At 61.0% G+C, this 20935-nt stretch carries 17 protein-coding genes; 8 read left to right on the top strand and 9 right to left on the bottom strand.

Features of this window, described 5'->3' with window-relative positions:
- Window positions 1-44: 44 nt before the first annotated feature.
- A complete protein-coding gene (locus tag AB4P90_RS07535) occupies window positions 45-1658 on the top strand; it encodes an NAD(P)/FAD-dependent oxidoreductase (protein WP_019817841.1) in 1614 nt (537 codons plus the stop codon).
- Window positions 1659-1923: 265 nt separating this feature from the next.
- On the opposite strand, the gene AB4P90_RS07530 is transcribed toward AB4P90_RS07535, so the two are convergent.
- The gene (locus AB4P90_RS07530) at window positions 1924-3018 is read right to left on the bottom strand and encodes a PLP-dependent cysteine synthase family protein (RefSeq protein WP_014717269.1); all 1095 of its coding nucleotides are present in this window, start codon (window positions 3016-3018) and stop codon (window positions 1924-1926) included.
- 216 nt (window positions 3019-3234) lie between these two features.
- Here AB4P90_RS07530 and nhaA point away from each other — a divergent pair, with 216 nt between their 5' ends.
- Window positions 3235-4419, top strand: a complete 1185-nt coding sequence (gene nhaA, locus AB4P90_RS07525) for a Na+/H+ antiporter NhaA (RefSeq protein WP_019817842.1) — start codon at window positions 3235-3237, stop codon at window positions 4417-4419.
- Window positions 4420-4520: 101 nt separating this feature from the next.
- On the opposite strand, the gene AB4P90_RS07520 is transcribed toward nhaA, so the two are convergent.
- From AB4P90_RS07520 to dinG, 6 genes are all read right to left on the bottom strand, one after another.
- Window positions 4521-4985, bottom strand: a complete 465-nt coding sequence (locus AB4P90_RS07520) for a glycine zipper 2TM domain-containing protein (protein ID WP_003189251.1) — start codon at window positions 4983-4985, stop codon at window positions 4521-4523.
- A gap of 265 nt (window positions 4986-5250) precedes the next feature.
- On the bottom strand, window positions 5251-5898 hold the full coding sequence (gene pdxH, locus AB4P90_RS07515; RefSeq protein ID WP_032903237.1) for a pyridoxamine 5'-phosphate oxidase: 648 nt from the start codon (window positions 5896-5898) through the stop codon (window positions 5251-5253).
- A 27-nt stretch (window positions 5899-5925) separates the two neighbouring features.
- Complete coding sequence (locus AB4P90_RS07510; RefSeq protein WP_073453855.1) at window positions 5926-7077, bottom strand: OmpA family protein; 1152 nt, start codon at window positions 7075-7077, stop codon at window positions 5926-5928.
- 144 nt (window positions 7078-7221) lie between these two features.
- Window positions 7222-8367, bottom strand: a complete 1146-nt coding sequence (locus AB4P90_RS07505; RefSeq protein WP_014717265.1) for an EstA family serine hydrolase — start codon at window positions 8365-8367, stop codon at window positions 7222-7224.
- An 82-nt stretch (window positions 8368-8449) separates the two neighbouring features.
- Complete coding sequence (locus tag AB4P90_RS07500) at window positions 8450-10747, bottom strand: beta-galactosidase (protein ID WP_395605775.1); 2298 nt, start codon at window positions 10745-10747, stop codon at window positions 8450-8452.
- An 88-nt stretch (window positions 10748-10835) separates the two neighbouring features.
- Window positions 10836-12980 carry an ATP-dependent DNA helicase DinG gene (gene dinG / locus AB4P90_RS07495; RefSeq protein ID WP_014717263.1) on the bottom strand — a complete coding sequence of 715 codons (2145 nt, stop codon included), beginning with the start codon at window positions 12978-12980 and terminating at the stop codon, window positions 10836-10838.
- A gap of 99 nt (window positions 12981-13079) precedes the next feature.
- Here dinG and AB4P90_RS07490 point away from each other — a divergent pair, with 99 nt between their 5' ends.
- On the top strand, window positions 13080-13544 hold the full coding sequence (locus AB4P90_RS07490) for a CopD family protein (RefSeq protein ID WP_014717262.1): 465 nt from the start codon (window positions 13080-13082) through the stop codon (window positions 13542-13544).
- A gap of 103 nt (window positions 13545-13647) precedes the next feature.
- On the opposite strand, the gene AB4P90_RS07485 is transcribed toward AB4P90_RS07490, so the two are convergent.
- Entirely contained in the window at window positions 13648-14406 is a 759-nt protein-coding gene (locus tag AB4P90_RS07485; protein ID WP_019817848.1) for a collagen-like protein, read from the bottom strand.
- Window positions 14407-14585: 179 nt separating this feature from the next.
- Between AB4P90_RS07485 and AB4P90_RS07480 the strand changes: the two genes are divergently transcribed.
- The 5 genes from AB4P90_RS07480 to AB4P90_RS07460 all read left to right on the top strand — a co-directional run bounded on the left by AB4P90_RS07480 (window position 14586) and on the right by AB4P90_RS07460 (window position 18976).
- A complete protein-coding gene (locus tag AB4P90_RS07480; RefSeq protein WP_014717260.1) occupies window positions 14586-15083 on the top strand; it encodes a DUF6231 family protein in 498 nt (165 codons plus the stop codon).
- A gap of 4 nt (window positions 15084-15087) precedes the next feature.
- Window positions 15088-15558 carry a YchJ family protein gene (locus AB4P90_RS07475; RefSeq protein WP_003189238.1) on the top strand — a complete coding sequence of 157 codons (471 nt, stop codon included), beginning with the start codon at window positions 15088-15090 and terminating at the stop codon, window positions 15556-15558.
- 21 nt (window positions 15559-15579) lie between these two features.
- On the top strand, window positions 15580-16062 hold the full coding sequence (locus AB4P90_RS07470) for an LEA type 2 family protein (protein ID WP_014717259.1): 483 nt from the start codon (window positions 15580-15582) through the stop codon (window positions 16060-16062).
- Window positions 16059-16259: an SEC-C metal-binding domain-containing protein gene (locus tag AB4P90_RS07465; protein ID WP_003189235.1), complete on the top strand. Its 201-nt coding sequence runs from the start codon at window positions 16059-16061 to the stop codon at window positions 16257-16259. Before AB4P90_RS07470 ends, AB4P90_RS07465 begins: the two co-directional genes overlap by 4 nt.
- Before the next feature lie 275 nt (window positions 16260-16534).
- Entirely contained in the window at window positions 16535-18976 is a 2442-nt protein-coding gene (locus AB4P90_RS07460; RefSeq protein WP_395605774.1) for a penicillin acylase family protein, read from the top strand.
- 347 nt (window positions 18977-19323) lie between these two features.
- Here AB4P90_RS07460 and AB4P90_RS07455 read toward each other — a convergent pair whose 3' ends face one another.
- Window positions 19324-20625, bottom strand: a complete 1302-nt coding sequence (locus AB4P90_RS07455; protein ID WP_395605773.1) for an IS4 family transposase — start codon at window positions 20623-20625, stop codon at window positions 19324-19326.
- Window positions 20626-20935: the final 310 nt, after the last annotated feature.

Genomic DNA, 20935 nt, shown 5'->3' with positions numbered 1-20935 from the left:
GCAAAACAGCCGGCCTTCTTGCCCGCCGCCTACCGGATCCTGTCATGTTACGAATCACCGAACTCAAGCTGCCCATCGACCATCCCGAAGAAGACCTGCGCACGGCCATCGTGCAGCGCCTGGGCATCGCCAGTGATGACCTGCTCGATTTCACCCTGTTCAAGCGCAGCTACGATGCGCGTAAAAAGACCTCCGAGCTGTGCTTCATCTACACCGTCGACCTGAACGTGAAGGGTGAAGCCGCGCTGCTGCTCAAGTTTGCCGACGACCGCAACGTCAACCCGGCACCGGATGTCAGCTACAAGGTGGTGGGTCAGGCGCCGGAAGGCCTGGCTGAGCGGCCGATCGTGGTAGGTTTTGGTCCCTGCGGGATTTTCGCCGGCCTGCTGCTGGCACAGATGGGTTTCAAGCCGATCATCCTCGAGCGCGGCAAGGAAGTGCGCCAACGCACCAAGGACACCTGGGGCCTGTGGCGCAAAAGCGTGCTCAACCCAGAGTCCAACGTGCAATTTGGTGAAGGCGGCGCCGGTACCTTCTCTGACGGCAAGCTGTACAGCCAGATCAAGGACCCGAAATTCCACGGTCGCAAAGTACTGCACGAGTTCGTCAAGGCCGGTGCGCCGGAAGAAATCCTCTACGTCAGCAAGCCGCACATCGGTACCTTCCGCCTGACCGGCGTGGTAGAAAACATGCGCGAGCAGATCATCGCCCTGGGCGGTGAAGTGCGCTTCGAACAACGGGTCACCGACGTGTTGATCGAAGACGGCCAGTTGAACGGCGTGGTCATCGACGGCGGCGAGCAGATCCTCTCCAAGCATGTGATTCTTGCCCTGGGCCACAGCGCCCGTGACACCTTCCGCATGCTCCACGACCGTGGCGTGTACATGGAGGCCAAGCCATTCTCGGTGGGTTTCCGTATCGAGCACCCGCAGTCGCTGATCGACGCCGCACGCCTGGGCAAATACGCTGGCCACCCCAAGCTGGGCGCAGCGGACTACAAACTGGTGCACCACGCCAAGAATGGCCGTTCGGTCTACAGCTTCTGCATGTGCCCGGGCGGCACCGTCGTGGCTGCGACCTCGGAACCCCATCGCGTCGTGACCAACGGCATGAGCCAATACTCGCGTAACGAGCGCAATGCCAATTCCGGCATCGTGGTAGGCATTACCCCCGAGGTGGATTACCCAGGCGGCCCGCTGGCCGGTATCGAGTTGCAGGAACGCCTGGAGTCCCACGCCTACATCCTCGGCGGTAGTAACTACGAGGCCCCCGCGCAACTGGTGGGCGACTTCATCGCTGGCAAGCCCTCCACGGCGCTGGGCAGCGTGGAGCCGTCCTACAAACCCGGCGTGTCGTTGGGTGACCTGGCGCTGGCCTTGCCGGACTTCGCCATCGAAGCCATCCGCGAAGCCTTGCCAGCGTTCGAGAAACAGATCAAAGGCTACTCGCTGCACGATGCGGTGCTGACCGGCATCGAGACCCGCACCTCGTCCCCACTGCGCATTACCCGCAACGAGTCGATGCAGAGCCTGAACGTCAAAGGCTTGTTCCCGGCCGGAGAGGGCGCGGGGTATGCCGGCGGGATTCTGTCGGCGGGTGTCGACGGGATTCGGATCGCCGAGGCGTTGGCGCGGGATATGCTCGGCATCGAGGCCTGAAGCACGCTGACGGCGAACATAAATCCAGTGTGGGAGCTGGCTTGCCTGCGAAAACGGTGGTGCAGTTAAAGACTCGGTGACTGACACGCCGCTTTCGCGGGCAAGCCCGCTCCCACAGGGGATCTGTGCCGGGCGTTGATCCTGGGGGCAATACACGACCAGTGTGGGAGCTGGCTTGCCTGCGATAGCGGTGGTGCAGTTAAAAATTCAGTGACTGACACTCCGCTTTCGCGGGCAAGCCCGCACACAGTTGGATAGTGGGGTGTCAGATATTAGCGCGCAGGATATTAGCGGGTAGCGCCTCACCGCGTTCGACACTCGCCGCAACCGCCGCGATCAACCCTTCCAGCTCATAGCCCTGCCCCGCCAGCCACGCTTGATCGTAATAGGTCGTGGCATAGCGCTCACCACCATCGCACAAGATCGCAACGATCGACCCCGACTCCCCCGCCGCTTTCATCTGTTGCGCCGCCATCAGCGCACCGATCAGGTTGGTCCCGCTGGACCCGCCAACCCGTCGCCCCAAACGCTCAGCCAGGTAATGCATGGCCGCCAGGGACACTGCATCCGGCACTTTGACCATGGCGTCAATCACCGCGGGCAGAAACGATGCCTCCACCCGCGGGCGACCAATCCCTTCAATCCGCGAGCCACAGTCCAGGCGCAGGCTGGCGTCACCACTCTGGTAGAAATCGAAAAACACCGAGCGTTCGGCATCGGCACACAGCACCCGGGTGCAATGCTGGCGATAACGCACATAACGGCCCAGGGTCGCGGTGGTGCCGCCGGTGCCAGGGCTGGAAATCAACCAACTCGGCTCCGGGTGCTGCTCAAAGCGCATCTGCTGGAAGATCGATTCGGCGATGTTGTTGTTTGCCCGCCAGTCGGTGGCACGCTCGGCGTAGGTGAACTGGTCCATGAAGTGCCCCCCGCTTTCCTGGGCCAGGCGTTCGGATTCGGCGTAGATCTGCGTCGGGTCCTGGACCAGATGGCTCTTGCCACCGTAGAAGGCAATCTGGGCGATCTTCTCTTGGGACGTGGTCGCGGGCATGACGGCAATAAACGGCAAGCCGAGCAAGCGCGCGAAGTAGGCTTCCGAGATCGCCGTAGAGCCGCTGGACGCTTCAATAACGGGGGCGCCCGGCTTGAGCCAGCCATTGCACAGCGCATACAGGAACAGCGAGCGCGCCAGCCGGTGTTTCAGGCTGCCGGTGGGGTGGCTGGACTCATCCTTGAAGTACAACTCGATGCCTGGCAAACCCGGTAATGGCAGCGGGATCAGGTGGGTATCGGCGCTCCGCTGGAAGTCCGCTTCAATGATACGAATGGCTTCGCGGGCCCAGGTACGGTGGTCGCTCATGGTGGGTTCTCTAAAGGTTTTCAGCGGTGATCTTAGGATGTTTCCCACGCTTCACACAGATACAGTGACGACGCAATTGGACACACAATTGCTAGTCTTTAGCCCACCGATGCCCCGGCCCATCCCTTATAACAAATAAGAATATAACTTTTGTTTTAACAACTAACGGTACGGGTTAGGGTACCCACCTATTGAACCTGGATTGGAGAGCATCCCTTGCCTCTGCGTAGCACTTTCACCCGTTTCTTCCAGCTGGAAGCCGCCAGTGGTCTGTTGTTGATCGCCGCTGCCGCTTTGGCGCTGATTATCAACAACTCACCGTTGTCGCACCTGTACAACGCCTTTCTCGACACGCCGGTGGTGGCTCAGGTTGGCGCGTTGAAAATCGCCAAGCCGGCGCTGCTTTGGATCAACGATGGCTTGATGGCCCTGTTCTTCCTGTTGATCGGCCTGGAGGTCAAGCGTGAGCTGCTCGATGGTCACCTGTCCAAGCCTTCGCAAGTGGTGTTGCCTGGCGCAGCGGCCATCGGCGGCATGGTGGTGCCGGCGCTGATCTACTGGGCGCTGAACAAGGACAACCCGGCCGCCCTCGCTGGCTGGGCGATCCCCATGGCCACCGACATTGCCTTCGCTCTGGGCGTGCTGGCCCTGCTGGGCAAGCGCGTACCGGTGTCACTGAAACTGTTCCTGATGACCCTGGCGATCATTGATGACCTTGGCGCCATCATCGTCATTGCCTTGTTCTATTCCGCTGACTTGTCCACGGCATCCCTAGCGGGCGCGGGGGCGTGCTTGATTGCGCTGATTGCGATGAACCGCCTGGGCGTGATCAAACTGGGGCCGTATATGATCATCGGCCTGATCCTGTGGGTGTGCGTGCTCAAGAGCGGTGTGCATGCGACCTTGGCGGGTGTAACCCTGGCGTTCTGCATTCCACTGCGCACCAAAAATGCCGAAACCTCACCGCTGCTGAGCCTGGAACACGCCCTGCACCCGTGGGTGGCCTACGCCATCCTGCCGCTGTTCGCGTTTGCCAATGCCGGGGTCTCTCTGACAGGTGTCAGCCTGGAGAGCTTCACCCACTCCGTGCCCATGGGCATCGCCGCCGGTCTCTTGATCGGCAAGACCGTCGGTGTGTTCGGCCTCACCTGGCTGGCGATCAAAACCGGCATCGCCTCACTGCCCAGCGGCGCCAACTGGGGTCAGGTAATGGGCGTGGCGATTCTGTGCGGGATCGGCTTCACCATGAGCCTGTTTGTCGGCTCCCTGGCGTTTGTGCCAGGCGCCAGTGAGTTTGCCGGTGAAGATCGCATGGGGATTCTGACCGGGTCGATCCTGGCGGCCTTTATCGGGTATGCGGTGACGGCGATGGCAAGTCGCAAGAAAGCCGTCGTTGCATGATTGAAGTCAGTCAGTTGTAGGAGCGAGCTTGCTCGCTCCTACAAACAAAACCCCCAACCGGTCACCCGGTTGGGGGTTTTTCTTCGCCTGAAGCTTAAGGCTTAGCGAGTAACGCGGCTGGTACCGTCGACGGTCATGATGCGTACGCGGTCGCCAATGCGGAAGATTTCATTTTCCTGCACGGCTTGTACGTAAGCACGCATGCTGCCGTCGTCTTCGCGCACGGTGATTTCCACGCCCTGGGTACGGGTCAGGCCTTCTTCAGTGGCCGAGCCCAGCAGGCCGCCCGCAACTGCGCCGATCACAGCAGTAACGATGCTGCCTCGGCCGCCACCGATGGCGCTGCCGCCAACGCCGCCGATGACTGCGCCCGCGGCGCCGCCGATTGGGGTTTTGGTGCCTTCGATTTTCACCGGACGCAGGGATTCGATGGTGCCCATGCGAACGGTCTGTACACGACGCGCCTCATCACGAGAGTACGAGTCGCCGGTCAGACTCGAGGCGCAGCCACCCAACAGCAACGACAGGGTGGTAAAGCAGGCAACTAGTAAAACGGACTTACGCATAGCATCAACTCCAAAGGACAGGTATTCATTAAACGCTGTGGCTTGGCGCGTGTCACGGCGCACCAGGCAGAAACTTGCTTTCATTCAGCCTGAGTACAGACTGCCAGCACCAGAGAACTCGACGAACGGTAACCAGGCCAGGGCACAGAACGATGCCATAACCGGCTTGATCAGTGTAGCCGCGCAGCCGAAAGCGTCCGAAGTCTCTTGAACAAAGACTTCGACGCAACGGTGTTGATTCAGGTGGGATGACGAAAGGTGACGCTCAGGGCGCCAGGCGCTCGCGGCACCATTGGCCGTCTTGCAAACGGTAGTTGAGGCGATCATGCAGGCGGCTGGCCCGGCCTTGCCAGAACTCGATGCGCTCAGGCAGTAAACGGTACCCTCCCCAATGCTCGGGGCAATCGGGCTGGGTATCGCTGAAACGCTCTTCAGTGGCCTTGAGCAGCGCCTGCAGCTCTTCGCGATCACGAATGACTTTGCTCTGCGGAGAGGCCCAGGCGCCCAGGCGGCTGCCCAATGGGCGCACCTGATAATAAGCATCCGACTCTTCAGGCGTGACCTTGGCCACGCGCCCTTCAATGCGTACCTGGCGCTCCAGGGTTGGCCAGAAGAAGGTCATGGCCGCAAACGGCCGCGCCGCGAGTTGTTCACCCTTGGCGCTCTGATAGTTGGTGAAGAAGGTAAAGCCCTGTGCATCCAGGCCCTTGAGCAGCAGGATACGGCAGTGCGGGCGACCGTCCTGATCCACCGTCGCCAGCGTCATGGCATTGGCCTCCACTGGCGGCTGTTCGGTTTTCACCGCATCACCAAACCATTGGTGGAACAACGCAAACGGCTCGTCCGGGGCCTGGGCCTCGCTCAAACCGTCCCGTGTGTAGTCACGGCGCATATCGGCCAGTGCCTGGGTCATGCGGCTTTATCCTTGTGGTTCAACAGCTCAGTTTTTCGCCTGGTCGTTCGAAGCGGGTGCCGCCTTGGCTTTTGCAGTAGCCGGCTTCTTGGCAGCCGGCTTGGCCGCAGCCTTTTTAGCCGCTGGCTTGGCCGCCGCTTTCTTGGCCGTGGCCTTTTTGGCAGGCGCTTTTGCCGCCGGTGCTGGTGCAGGCACATTCTGCACCGCGACCATTTCGGCTACGGGCGGGGTCTTGCCGGAGTTGTACTTGCTCAGCAGTGCCAACATCGTTGTACGCTGAGTGAACATGATTTCCATGCGACGGTTCAGCGCACGCCCCTGATTGCTGTCGTTGGCGGCACGCGGCATAAGGTCGCCCATGCCACGCAGCATCAAGCGATCCTGTTTCAGACCACTCAGGCTGAAAATCGAGGCAATGGACTGCGCACGCTCCTTGCTCAACGCCTGGCTGGCGGGAGCACTGCCAGTGGCATCAACGTGGCCCAGCACCAGTACGGCGGTCTTCGGGTCAGCTTCAACAGCCTTGGCCACCCGCGTGAACGGGCCCAGGGTCACCGGCAGTAACATGGCCGGGCGCTTCGGGTTGTAGGAACCGTCTACCGGAGCAATCACTACCAGGGTGTTGTCACGGCGCTCCAGTTGCAGGTTGCTGTCCTTGATGGCCGCACGCAGGCGTGGTTCGTATTCGTCCAGCCAGGCTTGGGTGACTTTCGGGTCAGGCATTTGTACGTTGGTCACATCGACCTTGGCCAAAGGCTTTGGCTTGCTTTCGAACGGCCACCACCAGCGCGGCTCGCTGTCGGTCTTGGCGACGACAGGCGCTGCGTCAGAGGCCGGCGTTGCCGCCTTGAGGTCGGCTTTCAGGTCAGCCTTGGCGTCGGCGGCTTTTTCTTCGGCGGTCTTGGTGGAAAACGGCCACCAGCTGTAACCGGTGTCGGCTTTGGCGGCCGGGGCAGCGGCAGCAGCGGTGACAGGTTCAACAGGCTTGGCACCGGCGGCCGGCTTGGCGTCGGGTTTGGCATCCGGCTTGGCGTCGGTCTGGGCCACTGGATCCTTGGTTGCAGCTTTGTCAGATCCAAATGACCACCAATGCCCACCTTCGGCATCATTTTGTGGAGTTTGTGCACAACCCGTAATAGTGAGGCACAGCGCCAGTGCCAAAGACTTGTTCGATAACATGAGATATCCACAAAATGAGAAAAAACCAGGGGGGTCGCGGGACCCGTTAAACAGACGCTAAAAGAACATTCAAGTTACAACATGTCGTTCAGCATCTTTTTTATACTTGCCTTTGTAACAAAAAATTGTGAAACAGCAAGGGGTTTATAGACAACCGGCCAATATTCCGACCAACTTCTGGGCCCGCGGGTCCATAAGTACGTAAGGCCCCAGGGTATTAGTCACGAAACCGAAGGCTACATCATGTTCAGGGTCGGCAAACCCGACTGATCCCCCTGCCCCGGGATGCCCGAATGCACGTGGCCCAAGGCCGAACGTGGCATTGGGCAATTGCGGTTGATCCAACATGCAGCCCAGGCCGAAACGGGTTTGGGTCAATAAGGTTTTATCCAGCCCGATACTGTGCTCGCGGGTCAATTGTTCGAGCATGTCGCTTTCCAGCAAACTACCGTCCAACAAACCACTATAAAACCCGGCCAGGCTGCGCGCATTACCGTGGCCATTCGCCGCAGGCTGCTGCATGCGTCGCCATTCGGGCTTATTAGTGCTGGTCAGAATAGACGGTGGGTTGGCAAATGCACGGGTAGTCATCGCCGCAGGCTCGCGCATCATTACTTGAAGTAACCGTTGCGCGGCTTCATCACCGATAGTGCCTTTGCTGCGTGCGATATGGGCGACGCGATAAAACTCTTCATCCGCCAGGCCCACATGGAAGTCCAGCCCCAAGGGGCGTGCCACCCGCGCCACGATCGACTCCCCCGGCCCGCGCCCATCGGCGCGGCGCAACAGTTCGCCAACCAGCCAGCCATAGGTGATCGCTTCATAGCCATGGCCTTGGCCCGGTGTCCACCACGGGGCTTCTGCCGCCAGGGTATCGACCATCAATTGCCAGTCGTACAACGCTTCGGTAGGCAGCATTTCGCGGATGGCGGGCAGCCCGGCCTGGTGGCAGAGCAACTGGCGCAGCGTGATCGCGTCCTTGCCAGCAGCGGCAAACTCCGGCCAGTACTCGGCCACCGGCGCATCAAGCTTGAGCTTGCCTTCGGCCACCAGTTGCAGGGCAGTCACTGCCGTGAAGGTCTTGGTGCAGGAGAACAGGTTGACGATGGTATCGCTGTGCCAGGCTTCGGCACCGTCCTTGTCGGCAGTACCGGCCCACAGGTCGACGACGGTTTGCCCGCCAATCTGGATGCACAGCCCGGCACCACGCTCCTGAGGATCATCGAACAGGGCGGCGAAGGCTTCGCGCACCGCTTCGAACTGCAGCTCGTAATGACCCTGAATCTGCACCTAAGTCCCCTCGGAAAACACCATGAAAATTGGTCGCCATTCTTTCAGCCATTGTGGGTTTTGTGAACCCGTCAACGATGAATCAATGCCCATTCCCAGCATGCCCGCCAGGGTGCCCGGCGCCCTGCCCCGCGCCTTTGCCGTCACGCCCAGGTTTGGCGGCGTCACTCTCACGCGTCGCTTGGGTGGCCTTGGCTTTTTGCGCCTCACGGCCCAGTTGGTCGAGCGCGGCCAGGTTGCTCTTGCGTACCGTCTCGACAAAACCCTGGAAGGGTACATCGGTGATGCCGACCAGGCCGAAATGGCCGTTTTCACCATCCAGCAGACGCCCGGTGACCGGCTGGTCCAGGTACTGGAACCAGTGCACCCCGACAATCGACGGCTCGGCCACCGCCTGTTTGAGGAAGGTGGAGTACGCCGCGCCGCGGTCTTCTTCGCGGGCCAGTTGCGTCACGCCGCCCCAGAACGGGCCACGGTCGGCAGAGCCAAAGTTGAATTCGGTGATCAGTACCGGTTTGTCCAGCGCACGCAGGGCGGCGAAGTCATACCCGTCCTGGGGTTTCAAGGTGTACATGTTGAAGCTCAGCACATCGCAATACTGCGCGCACGAAGCGACCGCTTCCGGCGTGCTCACCGCAAAACGGCCGCCCAGCAACAGCTGGTTGGGCGCGTGCCACTTCAACGAGTCGGAAATGGTCTTGAAGTAAGCATCGGCGAAGGTCTTCTGGAAATACTTGAAGTCGGCTTCGATCTCCGGGTGTTCAGGGCTGGGCATCGGCGGCTCGAAGCCTGGGTCTTCCATCAGTTCCCAACCAGCCAGTTGAATACCCCAGGCTTTGGAAAGGCCCTCTTCATTGCGATATTTATCGCGCAGTTGCTTGAGGAAGGCGCGCTTGGCCGGCACGTCGGTGGTCATGCGCAGGGTGCCGTACGCCAGGGCGTAGCGAGATTTTGCATCCTCGCTAGGACCGGCCCAGGCCAGTTCGTTGTCGGCAAAGAAACCGATCAGCCAAGGATCGTCACGGTGATCGCGTGCGGCAATAGCCACTGCGCGCTCGGTGGCCATGGCAAAGCGCGGGTCGAACGGATCGGGCATGCCGCCCCACCAGTCGGTGCCGGTGCTGATGCTGGCATAGTCACCGACAATCGACAGCGGCAAGGTGTACGGCACGCGGTCGGCAGTAGCCAGGTCCGGATCGCTCCAGTTGCCGACGGTGTTGAAGCCCCAGGCTTGCAGGCGATCGAGGGTATGGGTCACCCAGCGTGGCTGGTCCAACGCGTCACCGCCGTAAGTGCGTTGCAGGTTGGCGCCGTAGAAATCGTACCAACGCCCTGAGCCAAAGCCGCGACCTTCGCCGGCGCCGTTGCCGGTGCGGCTGTCGTCGCTGCCGTAGTACTTGTCAAAGGGTTCGCCGGCCTTGGGCAGCGCCGCGAACATCCACTCGCGCCCCGCCACGTAGGTCTGGCTGTTGTCCGGCGCCACGGTGTTCACACCCAGGGAGTAGAACGGATGCCCGTCCGGCGTCACCAGGTACCAGCGGCCGTCGCGCTTCTGGGTGCGGAAAAAGCCGCTGGCGTCGAAGGCCGGGCCCTTCTTCCAGCCACCGTATTGATCCAGGGAGGACTTGTCCCGCTCGGCCAGCCAGGTCTTGAGCTGCTGTTGTTCCTTGGCGGCCGATGCCTTGAGTTGCTCGTCGTTGCTGACCTTCTCCGGCCAGCGCGCGCGGTTGGATTGGCCATAGGCATCCACTAGTTCAGTGTAGGCAGCCTTCAATACTGGCTCGCTGTCCTGCACGCCAAAGCGCTCCAGCAGGATACTTTGGGCGGCATTGGGCTTGAGCATCGACAGGGTCACCGAGACCACCTGGCTGCGGTCGATTTCGCCGGCGCTGGCGGCCAGCAATACCCGTTGGCCATCCACCGTCATCGGCATCGGCGGGCCGGCCTTCATGCCCTGGCTCAGGGGAGCGTTGGCTTGCAGCGGGACGAGCAACGTCTGGGCCGGGCCGGCCGGCAGGTCGATGCGGCTGACGAGCGTCTTGCCGTCGGCGCTCTGCACCTTGACGTAAAGGGTCAGCGCCCAGTTCATTGCGCTCTGGATACGCAGGCTCATGGCGCTCGATTGCGACCAATCCCACGTCCCCGTCTGCGGGCTGAGCACCAGGCTCGGCTCGGCCGCTGGGTTGAAGGTGATGCGGCGCAGCACCTCGCCTTCGGGGGTTTGTTCGGCGTTGTATTGCGGCAGGCTGGCGTCCTGGGTCGCCACCTTGACCACATCGGCAGGCCGGACGAAGTTGAACAGCGTTTGTTGCCCCTCGGGCGCCGCCATCAAAGGCGCAGCGAACAGCAGGGCAAAAAGAGCGGGCAGCGTGCGGATCATACGAACAAGGTTCTCCCAAACGGCCGATGACTGGCCTGATGATAGTGATGAGATAGACCACAGAGTGGGCGAATCCGCCCACGGTGGCTTAAGAAATTTCGCGCCTGAACGGCGGCAAGGCATTGAGGATCGCCTTGCCATAGCGCTGGGTAACCAGGCGACGGTCGAGCAAGGTGATGGTGCCGCGGTCTTCTTCGGTACGCAGCAGACGCCCGCAGGCCTGCACCAGCTTCAGTGAAGCATCCGGCACCGAGATTTCCATGAACGGGTTGCCGCCCCGGGCTTCGATCCATTCGGCCAGTGCGGCCTCGACCGGGTCGTCCGGCACCGAGAACGGGATTTTGGCGATCACCACGTGTTCGCAGTAGGCACCGGGCAAGTCCACGCCTTCGGCAAAGCTGGCCAGGCCGAACAACACACTGGAATCCCCACCGTCGACCCGCGCTTTGTGCTTGTTCAGGGTTTCCTGCTTGGACAGGTTGCCCTGGATAAACACCTGCTTGCGCCAGTCGCGGTCGAGGCCGTCGAACACGTCCTGCATCTGTTTGCGCGACGAGAACAGCACCAAGGTGCCGCGGGAGCCTTCCACCAACGACGGCAGATCGCGAATGATCGCCGCCGTGTGCGCGGCCGCGTCCCGTGGGTCGGCCTTGAGGTCCGGCACCCGAAGCACGCCGGCGTCAGCGTGATGAAACGGGCTGGGCACCACGGCGGTGACGGCCTTTTTCGGCAGGCCGGCGCGCATGCGGAAGCGGTCAAAGGTGCCCAGGGCCGTCAGCGTGGCCGAGGTTACCAGGCAGCCGTAGGCGACGTTCCACAGGTTGCGGCGCAGCATTTCAGCGGCGAGGATCGGACTGGCGTTGACCTCGATATCGAACAGCGCACCGCTTTCCGACAACGTCAGCCAGCGGGCCATGGGCGGGTTGTCTTCCGGGTCTTCGACGGTAAAGGCGGTCCACAGCTCCCAATTGCCTTGGGAACGAGACAGCAAACTGCCGAACAAGGGATACCACTCTTCGGCCTGGTTGCTGGCGATGCCGATATTGACCTCGCCATCCATGCCTTCCTTGAGCAAATCCGTCAGGCGGGTGAACAGGTCGGTCAGGCGTGAAAAGCCTTTCTTCAGCTCGATGCCCATTTCGCGCATGTGCTCGGGAATCATCCCGCCGACAAAACGGTGGCGCGGGCGCTCTCGGCCCTCGACGTCTTCACCGGGCTTGAAGTCCGCCACCTGCTCGCAGGCGCTGAACATGAACTGCTGCTGGGTCTTGATCTCGCGCGCCAGCTCCGGCACTTGCTCGATCAACTTGCCCAAGTCGCCGGGTAACGGGTGCTGGGCCAGCAACTTGGTGAGATTCTTGGCAGTGGTTTCCAGCCAGTCGGCCGTGGAACGCAAACGGGTGTAGTGGGCGAAATGGCCAATGGCCTTGTCTGGCAGGTGGTGGCCTTCGTCGAAGACGTAGAGGGTGTCGCGGGGGTCGGGCAGTACCGCACCGCCGCCCAGGGCCAGGTCAGCCAATACCATGTCGTGGTTGGTGACGATGACGTCCACCTTGCCCATGCCTTCGCGCGCCTTGTAGAACGCGCACTGGCCGAAGTTGGGGCAATGGCGGTTGGTGCATTGGCTATGGTCGGTGGTCAGGCGCGCCCAGTCGGAGTCTTCTAGGGCAGTGGGCCAGCTGTCGCGGTCGCCGTCCCATTTGTTGCCGGCCAGCTTCTCGATCATGCTGGTAAACAGCTTCTGGCTGGCCTCATCCACCTCGATCTTGAAGCCTTCTTCTTCGAACAAGGAGGCGGTGGCGGTTTGGGCGTGGCCTTCCTGCAGCAATACGTCGAGCTTGGACAGACACATGTAGCGGCCACGGCCCTTGGCCAGGGCGAAGGTAAAGCTCAAGCCGCTGTTGCGCATCAGGTCGGGCAAGTCTTTGTAGACGATCTGCTCTTGCAGCGCGACGGTAGCGGTGGCGATCACCAGGCGCTTGCCAGCAGCCTTGGCCGTAGGGATCGCAGCCAGGCTGTAGGCCACGGTCTTGCCGGTACCGGTACCGGCCTCGACGGCCACTACCGCAGGCTCACCCTCGCGGCGGCCTTCGTCGTCGGTGTCGATATCCCCGAGGACTTTTGCCACTTCGGCGATCATCAGGCGTTGGCCGTAGCGCGGTTTCAAGCTCTTGGCTTCGAGAAAACGCGAATAGGCGCCCTGGATCGTGGTTTTGAGTTCAGTGCTGATCATGGATAGTCGGGCGCAAAAAACGCTGGATAAATTTTCAGTGGTTCGGATCGGCCGCTATCATACCCCGCTAATTAATCCCGCGCAGAACGGAGTACCACAATGACCGCGTTTAGCCTCGCTTATACCCTGCATGTACTGGCCGCATTGATCTGGGTCGGCGGCATGTTTTTCGCCTGGATGATCCTGCGCCCCGCCGCCATGGCGGCGCTTGAGGGCCCTGCCCGGCTCAAGCTATGGGCAAATGTGTTTCAACGTTTTTTTGTATGGGTATGGGTGGCGGTGGTGCTTTTGCCGATCAGCGGCATTGGTTTGCTGCAACTGCGTTTCAGTGGTTTTGAGACCGCGCCGCGTTATGTGCAGGTAATGATGGGGTTGTATCTGGTGATGACGGCGTTGTTTATCCGCATCCAGGCGTTGAAGTTCCCGGAGCTGAAGGCCGCGGTGGCGGCTGAGAATTGGCCGGCGGGCGCGGCTGCGCTGGGGCAGATTCGCAGGTTGGTGGGGATTAATTTGATCGTGGGGTTGGTGGTGGTGGCGGTGGCTTCGGCTCGGCCGATGTTCTGAGGCGAGCCTTACACCGCTATCGCGGGCAAGCCCGGCTCCCACACTGGAATGCATTCCAAATGTGGGAGCCGGGCTTGCCCGCAATAGCGTCAGGCCAGGCGACTCAGAGCCGCTGGATAGTCACAGACCCCGCAGGCCCAGCCGGCCCCGGTTGCCCTTCCAACCCTGGCCGGCCCTTTTCGCCGCCGTCCGCGCGGTACACCAGGCAACCCTTGGACTGCCCGCCCTTGCCGGGTTTACCCGCCACCCCAGCCAGGCCGCCCGGCCCGCCATCGACCCAGACCTTGATCTGTTCAGCCGGGAACGCCTGCGGCAACTCCAGGCGTACCTGGGCGCCCGCCGCCCCTGGCCGGCCATCGCCGCCGTTATCGCCATTAAAGCCGCGCCCGGCTGAGCCCCAGGTGCAACCCGGGTCCACGCCGTTGGCACCGTCCAGGCCCGCATATCCTTGGGCGCCAGCGCCGCCACGGGCATCCACCGACAGCGCTTGGGCAGTCAGCGAGTTAATGCGCAAGGTCAGGTCACGCCCAGCTTTGGCGGGTTTTTCGTGGGTGCCGGGGGCGCCCCGTGAGGTGATCTGGCTACCGTGCTCCAACTGCGCCTCGCGCACTTGCATTTGCAAGGCGGTATTGCCGGGCACAATGGTGATGCGTGCGTCGCGCCCCAAGTGCAGCTCATCCACCGTGACCTGGCTGATAGTGGCCGGAATCAGCAAGGTGCCGTAGTCCGCTACGTCCAGGCGTTCAAGCTGCAACACGCTGGTGCTGCTGGGCAGGCGCATCAAGGAATTGGTTTCGACACTGACGCTCTGGGCCAGGGCAACGGGGCTGACCAACAGGGCCAGCAGAAAAACCTTACGCATCATGGGGCTCCTGAGTGTTTTCAAATTTTTCTTTGAGCGCACAGTAACGACTTCTACCGGCGATTTGCCAGTGAAGGATCAAAAAACTTCAGTTCTGCCTCGGTGGGTATCGACCGTCGCGCTCTAGGCCCACGCGCCTAGCCGCGCTAGTCTCTACGGTCTTGATACGAGGATCTGCAATGACCGCTGGAATTTCTGCCCGTACGCCCCAACACGCCTTGGCGGCCCTGCTGGACCTTCACAGGCCAAAACGCCTGTTGTTAGTGGGCGCCAGCCAATTTCCGGCGCTGGATGCCTTCAAAGCTGCGCACCCGGACACCGAGGTGTTCTATGCCGCGCCAGGGCCGTTGTCGGAAGACCTCGCGGTGCAGCGTTTTGACCTCGCGCTGGTGGTCGACTGCCTGGAGCACCTGCCCAAACCCCAAGGCCTGACCTTGCTCGGTGGCATTCGTAACCTCAACGCCAGCCGCATTGCGGTGCTGGTCGACCTGAGTGCCTGCGACTGGAAGGACACCGACTTTTTCTCCCTGGCCCTGCAAGCCGGTGAACGCTTCCAACGCGATGATCAGGTACTCACGCTGTTTACCTATGATCTGCTTGACTATAAACAGGTGCCGGACTGGCTCAACGCCCGCTTCTGGGCCAACCCGGAAAACTTCGGAAAGTATTGGTGGTAACCCGATGAGTACATCCATTTGCCCGTGTGGCAGCGGCAATCTGCTGGATGCCTGCTGCGGCCATTATCACGCCGGTCACCCGGCCCCCTGTGCCAGCGCGTTGATGCGCTCGCGCTACAGCGCCTATGTGCTGGGCCTGGTCGATTACCTGGTCGCCACTACGCTGCCTGCGCAACAGGCCGGCCTGGACCGCGACGCCATTGCCGCCTGGAGTGCCCAGAGCACCTGGCTGGGGCTGGAGGTTGAAAGCTCCGAGGTGTTCGGCGGCCAGCCGGAACACGCCTTTGTCACCTTTACCGCGCGCTGGCATGACGCTACCGGTGAACATAGTCACCGCGAGCAGTCTTCTTTCGTACAGAATGAAGGGCGCTGGTACTTCATCGACCCTACGGTAGAAGTGAAGGCCGGACGTAACGATGCCTGTTTGTGTGGCAGTGGGCAGAAATTTAAGAAGTGCTGTTCCAGCTACTTCTAATGACTCGACGGGGATAACGCCATGCTTCGGATGTATAGCTTGATACTGGCGTTGACCCTGGGCCTGACCGGCTGCGCGTCCTGGTTCGAAGACGACGCGCCGCCACCCCACGTTTCCCTGGTCAAGGTCGAAGTGGTACGGGCCAAGCTGCTGGAACAGAAATTCAAGCTGTACTTTCGCGTGGACAACCGTGACGACGCCGACCTGACCGTGCGCGGCCTGGTCTACAAGGTCAGCCTGGGCAACCTGGTGTTGACCGAAGGCGAGTCCAACGAGTGGCTGACCGTACCGCCACGCGGTCATAAATTCTTCAAGGTCTCGGTGCGCACCAACCTCTGGCCGCAGGTGCGCGAGGTGGTGCAGATGTTGAAAAATCCCGACGAGCCCGTGCCTTATCGTCTGGAAGGCGAACTGAAAACCGGATTATTCATCGGTAATGACGTGCAGGTGGCACACAATGGCGAGATAATCCCCGGCGATTTTATTCCGGAGCAACATCGATGACACAGCAACCCCATGTCCACGGTCCTGACTGCAACCACGATCATGACCACCATGATCACGACCACGGCCATGTCCACGGCCCGAACTGCGGCCACGCTCATCAAGAGCCGGTGCGCAATGCGTTGAAGGACGTCGGTCGCAACGATCCTTGCCCGTGCGGCAGCGAGAAAAAATTCAAGAAGTGCCACGGCGCTTAAACCGTACTGAAGATCAAAATGCCGGCGGCCCCCCGCCCCAGCCTTGATCCAAGGTTGCAGGCGATCAAATGTGGCAGCGGGCTTGCTCGCGAACGCGTTCCGTCAGTTGATACAGACACTGACTGATACACTGTTTTTGCGAGCAAGCCCGCTCCCACACAGGTCTGCGCCTGACTCAAGTTCTAATGCTTAACCCAAAACTCCCGCTTGCGTCGTTTCGCCGCGCTCACTAACGTAGCGCCTTTACTGACGCTACCCCCCGCAGGAGCTTTGCCATGGCCTCGCCAGCCCTCTTACATTTTCTTCCCCGGTTCGGCGTTGCCGCGGCAGTGGTCAGTGCCTTGGGCCTGGCCGGTTGCCAGCTCCAGAACACCCAGGACACCCTGCCGCCCGTTGCTGGCGTGCAGCCAATCAAGGGCCTGGCACAGAATGTGTCGGTGCGCCGCAATGCCCAAGGCATGCCGCTGATCGAAAGCAACACCTTCCACGACGCACTGTTCAGCCTCGGTTACGTGCACGCCAGCGACCGCATCACCCAGATGGTCACCCTGCGCCTGCTGGCCCAGGGCCGTCTGGCGGAAATGTCGGGCCCGCAAGTGCTGGATGTCGACCGCTTCATGCGGGCGGTCAACCTCAAGAAAAGCGCTGGCGAGTTGTACAACGCCTCGTCGCCGCGCCTCAAACGCTTCTTTGAAGTGTATGCCCGAGGCGTCAACGCCTACCTGTTCCGTTATCGCGACAAGTTGCCGACGGACCTGGCCCAGAGCGGCTACAAGCCCGAGTACTGGAAGCCGGAAGATTCGGCGCTGCTGTTCTGCCTGCTCAATTTCAGCCAGTCGAGCAACTTGCAGGAGGAGCTTTCGGCCCTAGTGCTGGCGCAAAAGGTCGGCGTCGACAAACTCGCCTGGCTCACCCCAAGCGCACCGGACGAACCCGTCCCGCTGGCCGAAGCCGACAAGCTCAAAGGCGTCAACCTGAGCCAGATCACCGGCCTCGCCGGGCTAGAGACGGTGGGCCAGCAATTGCGCAGCCTTAATGCCCTGGGCGTCACCACCTCAAGCAACTGGGCCATTGGCCCGCAACGCAGCCGCAGCGGCAAGAGCCTGCTGGCCAACGACATCGCCGCGCAGCCACAAGCACCGTCGCCGTGGAACTACGTGCAGATTCGTGCGCCCAAATACCAGGCTGTCGGTGCTTCGATTGCCGGCCTGCCGACCCTGCTGTCGGGTTTCAACGGCAAGGTCGCGTGGAGCATGAGCGCGGTCAAGGGCGACACCCAGGACCTGTTCCTCGAGAAGGTCAAACGCCAGGGCAACGCGCTTTACTACGAGAACAACGGCAAATGGCTGCCGGCCGGTGTGCGCAACGAAACCTTCTTCATCAAGGGCCAGCGCTCGATTCGCGAAGTGGTGTACGAAACCCGCCACGGCGCCCTGCTCAACAGCAGCCAGGCGCTCACCAGCGGTCTAGGCCTGGCTTTGCAAACCGCCGACTTCAAGGACGACAAGAGCCTGGATGCGTTCTTCGACCTGTCCCGCGCACAAAACGCCGGCAAGGCCTCGGATGCTACCCGCGAGATTCGCGCCATCGCGCTGAACATGATCTTCGCCGACGCCAGCAACATCGGCTGGCAGGTTACCGGCCGCTTCCCCAACCGCCGCGAAGGCGAAGGCCTGCTGCCATCGCCGGGCTGGGACACGCGCTTTGACTGGGACGGCTACGCCGACGCGATGCTGCACCCGTACGACCAGGACCCGGCCCAAGGCTGGATCGGCACCGCCAACCAGCGCACCGCGCCGCGTGGCTACGGTATGCAACTGTCCAACGCCTGGGATGCACCGGAGCGCAGCGAACGCCTGGCGCAACTGGCCAACGCCGGCAAGCATGACAGCCGCAGCCTGATTGCCATGCAATACGACCAGACCACCCTCTTCGCCGCCAAGCTCAAGGGCATGTTCCAGGCACCCGGCATGGCCCAGCCCCTCAAGCAGGCCATCGAGGCCCTGCCGGCAGCGGAGCGTGCCAAGGCCCGCGAAGCACTGGAGCGCCTGATGGCCTTCGATGGTCGGCTGGCAACCACCTCGGCTGACGCGGCGATCTATGAACTGTTTCTGCAAGAAAGCGCCCGGCAAATCTTCCTCGACAAACTCGGCCCGGAAAACAGCGCCAGTTGGAAAGCCTTCGTCAGCAACGCCAGCCTGTCCTACTCGGCCATCGCCGACCATCTGCTGGGCCGTGAAGACAGCCCGTTCTGGGATGACACGCGTACACCGCAAAAAGAAGACAAACCCGCGATCCTGGCCCGTACCCTGGCCGCCGCCATCACTACTGGCGACAGCCAATTGGGCGCCGACCACAAGGCCTGGCAGTGGGGCAAACTGCACAGCACCACATGGAAAAACACCAGCGGCCAGGTCCTCCGCGGCCCCTTTGCCAGCGGTGGCGACCACAACACCTTGAACCCGGCGCCCTATAGCTGGGGCCAGGACTTCAACGCGACCCAGGTGTCGGCGCTGCGCATGATCATCGACTTCGGCCAGGCGGAACCGATGATGGGCCAGGGCGGCATCGGCCAATCCGGCAACCCGGCCAGCCCGAACTATGTCAGCGGCATCGACCCGTCGTTGAAGGCGCAATACCTGAGCTTTCCGATGCAGCCGCAGAACTTTGAAAAGGTGTATGGCAAGACAAGGTTGACCCTGACGCCCGGTAAGTAACCGGGCTTCCTTGACGAAACCGGATAACGCTGTGTGGCTTGCTGCGATAGCAGCCGACGGTAACCACGATGCGAAGCGAGTCGCTCTTGATCTGCTTTTGATTTTGATCTTAAGCGCCCCGTCAAACCACGCTGGCCGGAATTCGACAGGGATTTTGGGGGTAAACCGGCAGGGATGCCGGTTTAGCCGCCCCGCGCCATGGATGGCGCGTGGCGGCGGCCCCCTAAATCACTGGCGGATTACGGGCACACCGAGCCCAAGCGAGGTGCCGAGTGGTGGGGCAAGAGCCCTTTTGGTTACTTTTGGGGCTCTTTTCCAAAAGTGACCCGCTGTAAAAGCCAGCCCTTTCAAGGTCTTTTCGTCTTGGCAGCCTTGATTATCCGGTCCGTTGAAACATGCGCATTCACCGCGGTGCCTTTAACCCATGTTTTGGGCTTGGGTACCTTGGGGCCACGGGGGCTTTTCGCAACTTGTTTAGGTTGGATATTTCTGGCAAGCGCCAATAAGTGCTGAGCCAGTTTTTCCAACGGAATGACAGGAAAATGTTCCGAGGGCAGCGCAATCTGCATTCCCTCATATCCACTCCTGACCTGAACCGCTAAATGGTAAATCGAGGCTTCCCATCCTTCAGGCTGGGTATCCCGATGAGCTTGTTCAACACTGCGTTTGAGAACAGCCAGGACGTTGTAAGCCAATACCGCCGTTGCAAACCCCAGTAAGGCAGCCTTTGGGCTGCCAAGGGTTTCGATCTCACTTTCCAGGATCGCTTCCAGTCGCTGGAACATACCTTCAATGCTCCAGCGGCGGCGATACAGTTCGGCGATCTGTTGCGCACTGACGCTCTCAGGCAGGTTGCTCCAGAACATCAAGCTGCTGTCGCCGGAGTCCGTTGGCGAATGAAGCGTCAGTTCGACACGCCGACATTGGTAACCGCCTTTGACCTGGATGATCTGCTCACGCACAGTGCCAGTTTCCACAGGTACTGGCTCTTGCCACTCACCCTCTTGAATCAAGCGTGGATGCTTGGCTTGCTGACGAATGACAAAGCAAGTTTGGACTTGCTCACAAGCCTCCATAACCGGGAGCGTGCAATAAAGCCGGTCAGCCAGCCACACTTGGCCTGGCTCGGCATTGGCCAATAAAGGCAGCACACAAACGCGCTCGCTTGCGTAGGCATCCTCACACGCCTGAAGGTCGACGACCTGATCCAGATCGGGATCGTATGCAACAACCGAAAAACCGGGACGAGCGGCGCCGCGCTCGTTGCGTAAAGCTCCCAGACGTTTTTCAGTGGATGCCAGGTGATTACCGTCCACTACCCGAACCTGCCAACCCGGCAGCATCGCCGTGCAGCCCAGCTCCCGGATGGTTGGAGCCAGGCGCTGTGCACAGCCCGTAATCAGGGCGCGCAACAGAGCAGGCTCGGTACGACTGATCTTGTCGTAGAGAGCCGCCAGGCTGAACGGAAGGTCCTCCAGTTGTCGCGCGGCGGCGTGCAGAGATGGCTTCAAGCCCAATGAAACAAGGGACATTAGCTTGATGATGGTCGAGAACAATAGCTCACGAGAATACTGCCGTTGCCGGTGTTCTTCGAAAACCTGATCAATCCACTCGGGGGCAATAGCCTGCTGCAGCGCCAGTTTGGCCATGACACTGGCAGGTGCTTTTTTTTCGAAACGCGCTAGAACTTCCGCCCACATCGTTTAGGTACCCCCTGAATGAATTTCAGGGGATTTTACAGAAGACCTTGAAAGGGCTGGCTGTAAAAGCGGAACCGTAAGTGGCCGTTACCGCAGAAATGGATATGTACACGGATAACAGCTTCGGCTGTCAGGCCGTCATCGCAGGCAAGCCAGTTCCCACAGTTGGATCGTCAGGTGTCAGGTAGATAGGTGTCGGCTTCTAGGCCAACATCGAAGGCAAGCCCACCTTTGCAACCTGCATTCAGATAGAACTTCT

This window comes from Pseudomonas sp. B16120, assembly GCF_044218845.1.
Lineage (GTDB): Bacteria > Pseudomonadota > Gammaproteobacteria > Pseudomonadales > Pseudomonadaceae > Aquipseudomonas > Aquipseudomonas paracarnis.
Note: the sequence above shows the minus strand (reverse complement) of the source record. Positions and strands in the feature narration are given on the sequence as shown.

Excerpts from the sequence above, each read along its gene's own strand:
- AB4P90_RS07475 (WP_003189238.1), top strand. The coding sequence starts at position 15,088 with ATGAGTACATCCATTTGCCCGTGTGGCAGCGGCAATCTGCTGGATGCC.
- AB4P90_RS07465 (WP_003189235.1), top strand. The coding sequence starts at position 16,059 with ATGACACAGCAACCCCATGTCCACGGTCCTGACTGCAACCACGATCAT.
- AB4P90_RS07530 (WP_014717269.1), bottom strand. The coding sequence starts at position 3,018 with ATGAGCGACCACCGTACCTGGGCCCGCGAAGCCATTCGTATCATTGAA.
- dinG (WP_014717263.1), bottom strand. The coding sequence starts at position 12,980 with ATGATCAGCACTGAACTCAAAACCACGATCCAGGGCGCCTATTCGCGT.
- AB4P90_RS07510 (WP_073453855.1), bottom strand. The coding sequence starts at position 7,077 with ATGTTATCGAACAAGTCTTTGGCACTGGCGCTGTGCCTCACTATTACG.
- AB4P90_RS07535 (WP_019817841.1), top strand. The coding sequence starts at position 45 with ATGTTACGAATCACCGAACTCAAGCTGCCCATCGACCATCCCGAAGAA.
- AB4P90_RS07520 (WP_003189251.1), bottom strand. The coding sequence starts at position 4,985 with ATGCGTAAGTCCGTTTTACTAGTTGCCTGCTTTACCACCCTGTCGTTG.
- AB4P90_RS07460 (WP_395605774.1), top strand. The coding sequence starts at position 16,535 with ATGGCCTCGCCAGCCCTCTTACATTTTCTTCCCCGGTTCGGCGTTGCC.
- AB4P90_RS07485 (WP_019817848.1), bottom strand. The coding sequence starts at position 14,406 with ATGCGTAAGGTTTTTCTGCTGGCCCTGTTGGTCAGCCCCGTTGCCCTG.
- AB4P90_RS07470 (WP_014717259.1), top strand. The coding sequence starts at position 15,580 with ATGCTTCGGATGTATAGCTTGATACTGGCGTTGACCCTGGGCCTGACC.
- pdxH (WP_032903237.1), bottom strand. The coding sequence starts at position 5,898 with ATGACCCAGGCACTGGCCGATATGCGCCGTGACTACACACGGGACGGT.
- AB4P90_RS07455 (WP_395605773.1), bottom strand. The coding sequence starts at position 20,625 with ATGGCCAAACTGGCGCTGCAGCAGGCTATTGCCCCCGAGTGGATTGAT.
- AB4P90_RS07500 (WP_395605775.1), bottom strand. The coding sequence starts at position 10,747 with ATGATCCGCACGCTGCCCGCTCTTTTTGCCCTGCTGTTCGCTGCGCCT.
- AB4P90_RS07480 (WP_014717260.1), top strand. The coding sequence starts at position 14,586 with ATGACCGCTGGAATTTCTGCCCGTACGCCCCAACACGCCTTGGCGGCC.
- AB4P90_RS07490 (WP_014717262.1), top strand. The coding sequence starts at position 13,080 with ATGACCGCGTTTAGCCTCGCTTATACCCTGCATGTACTGGCCGCATTG.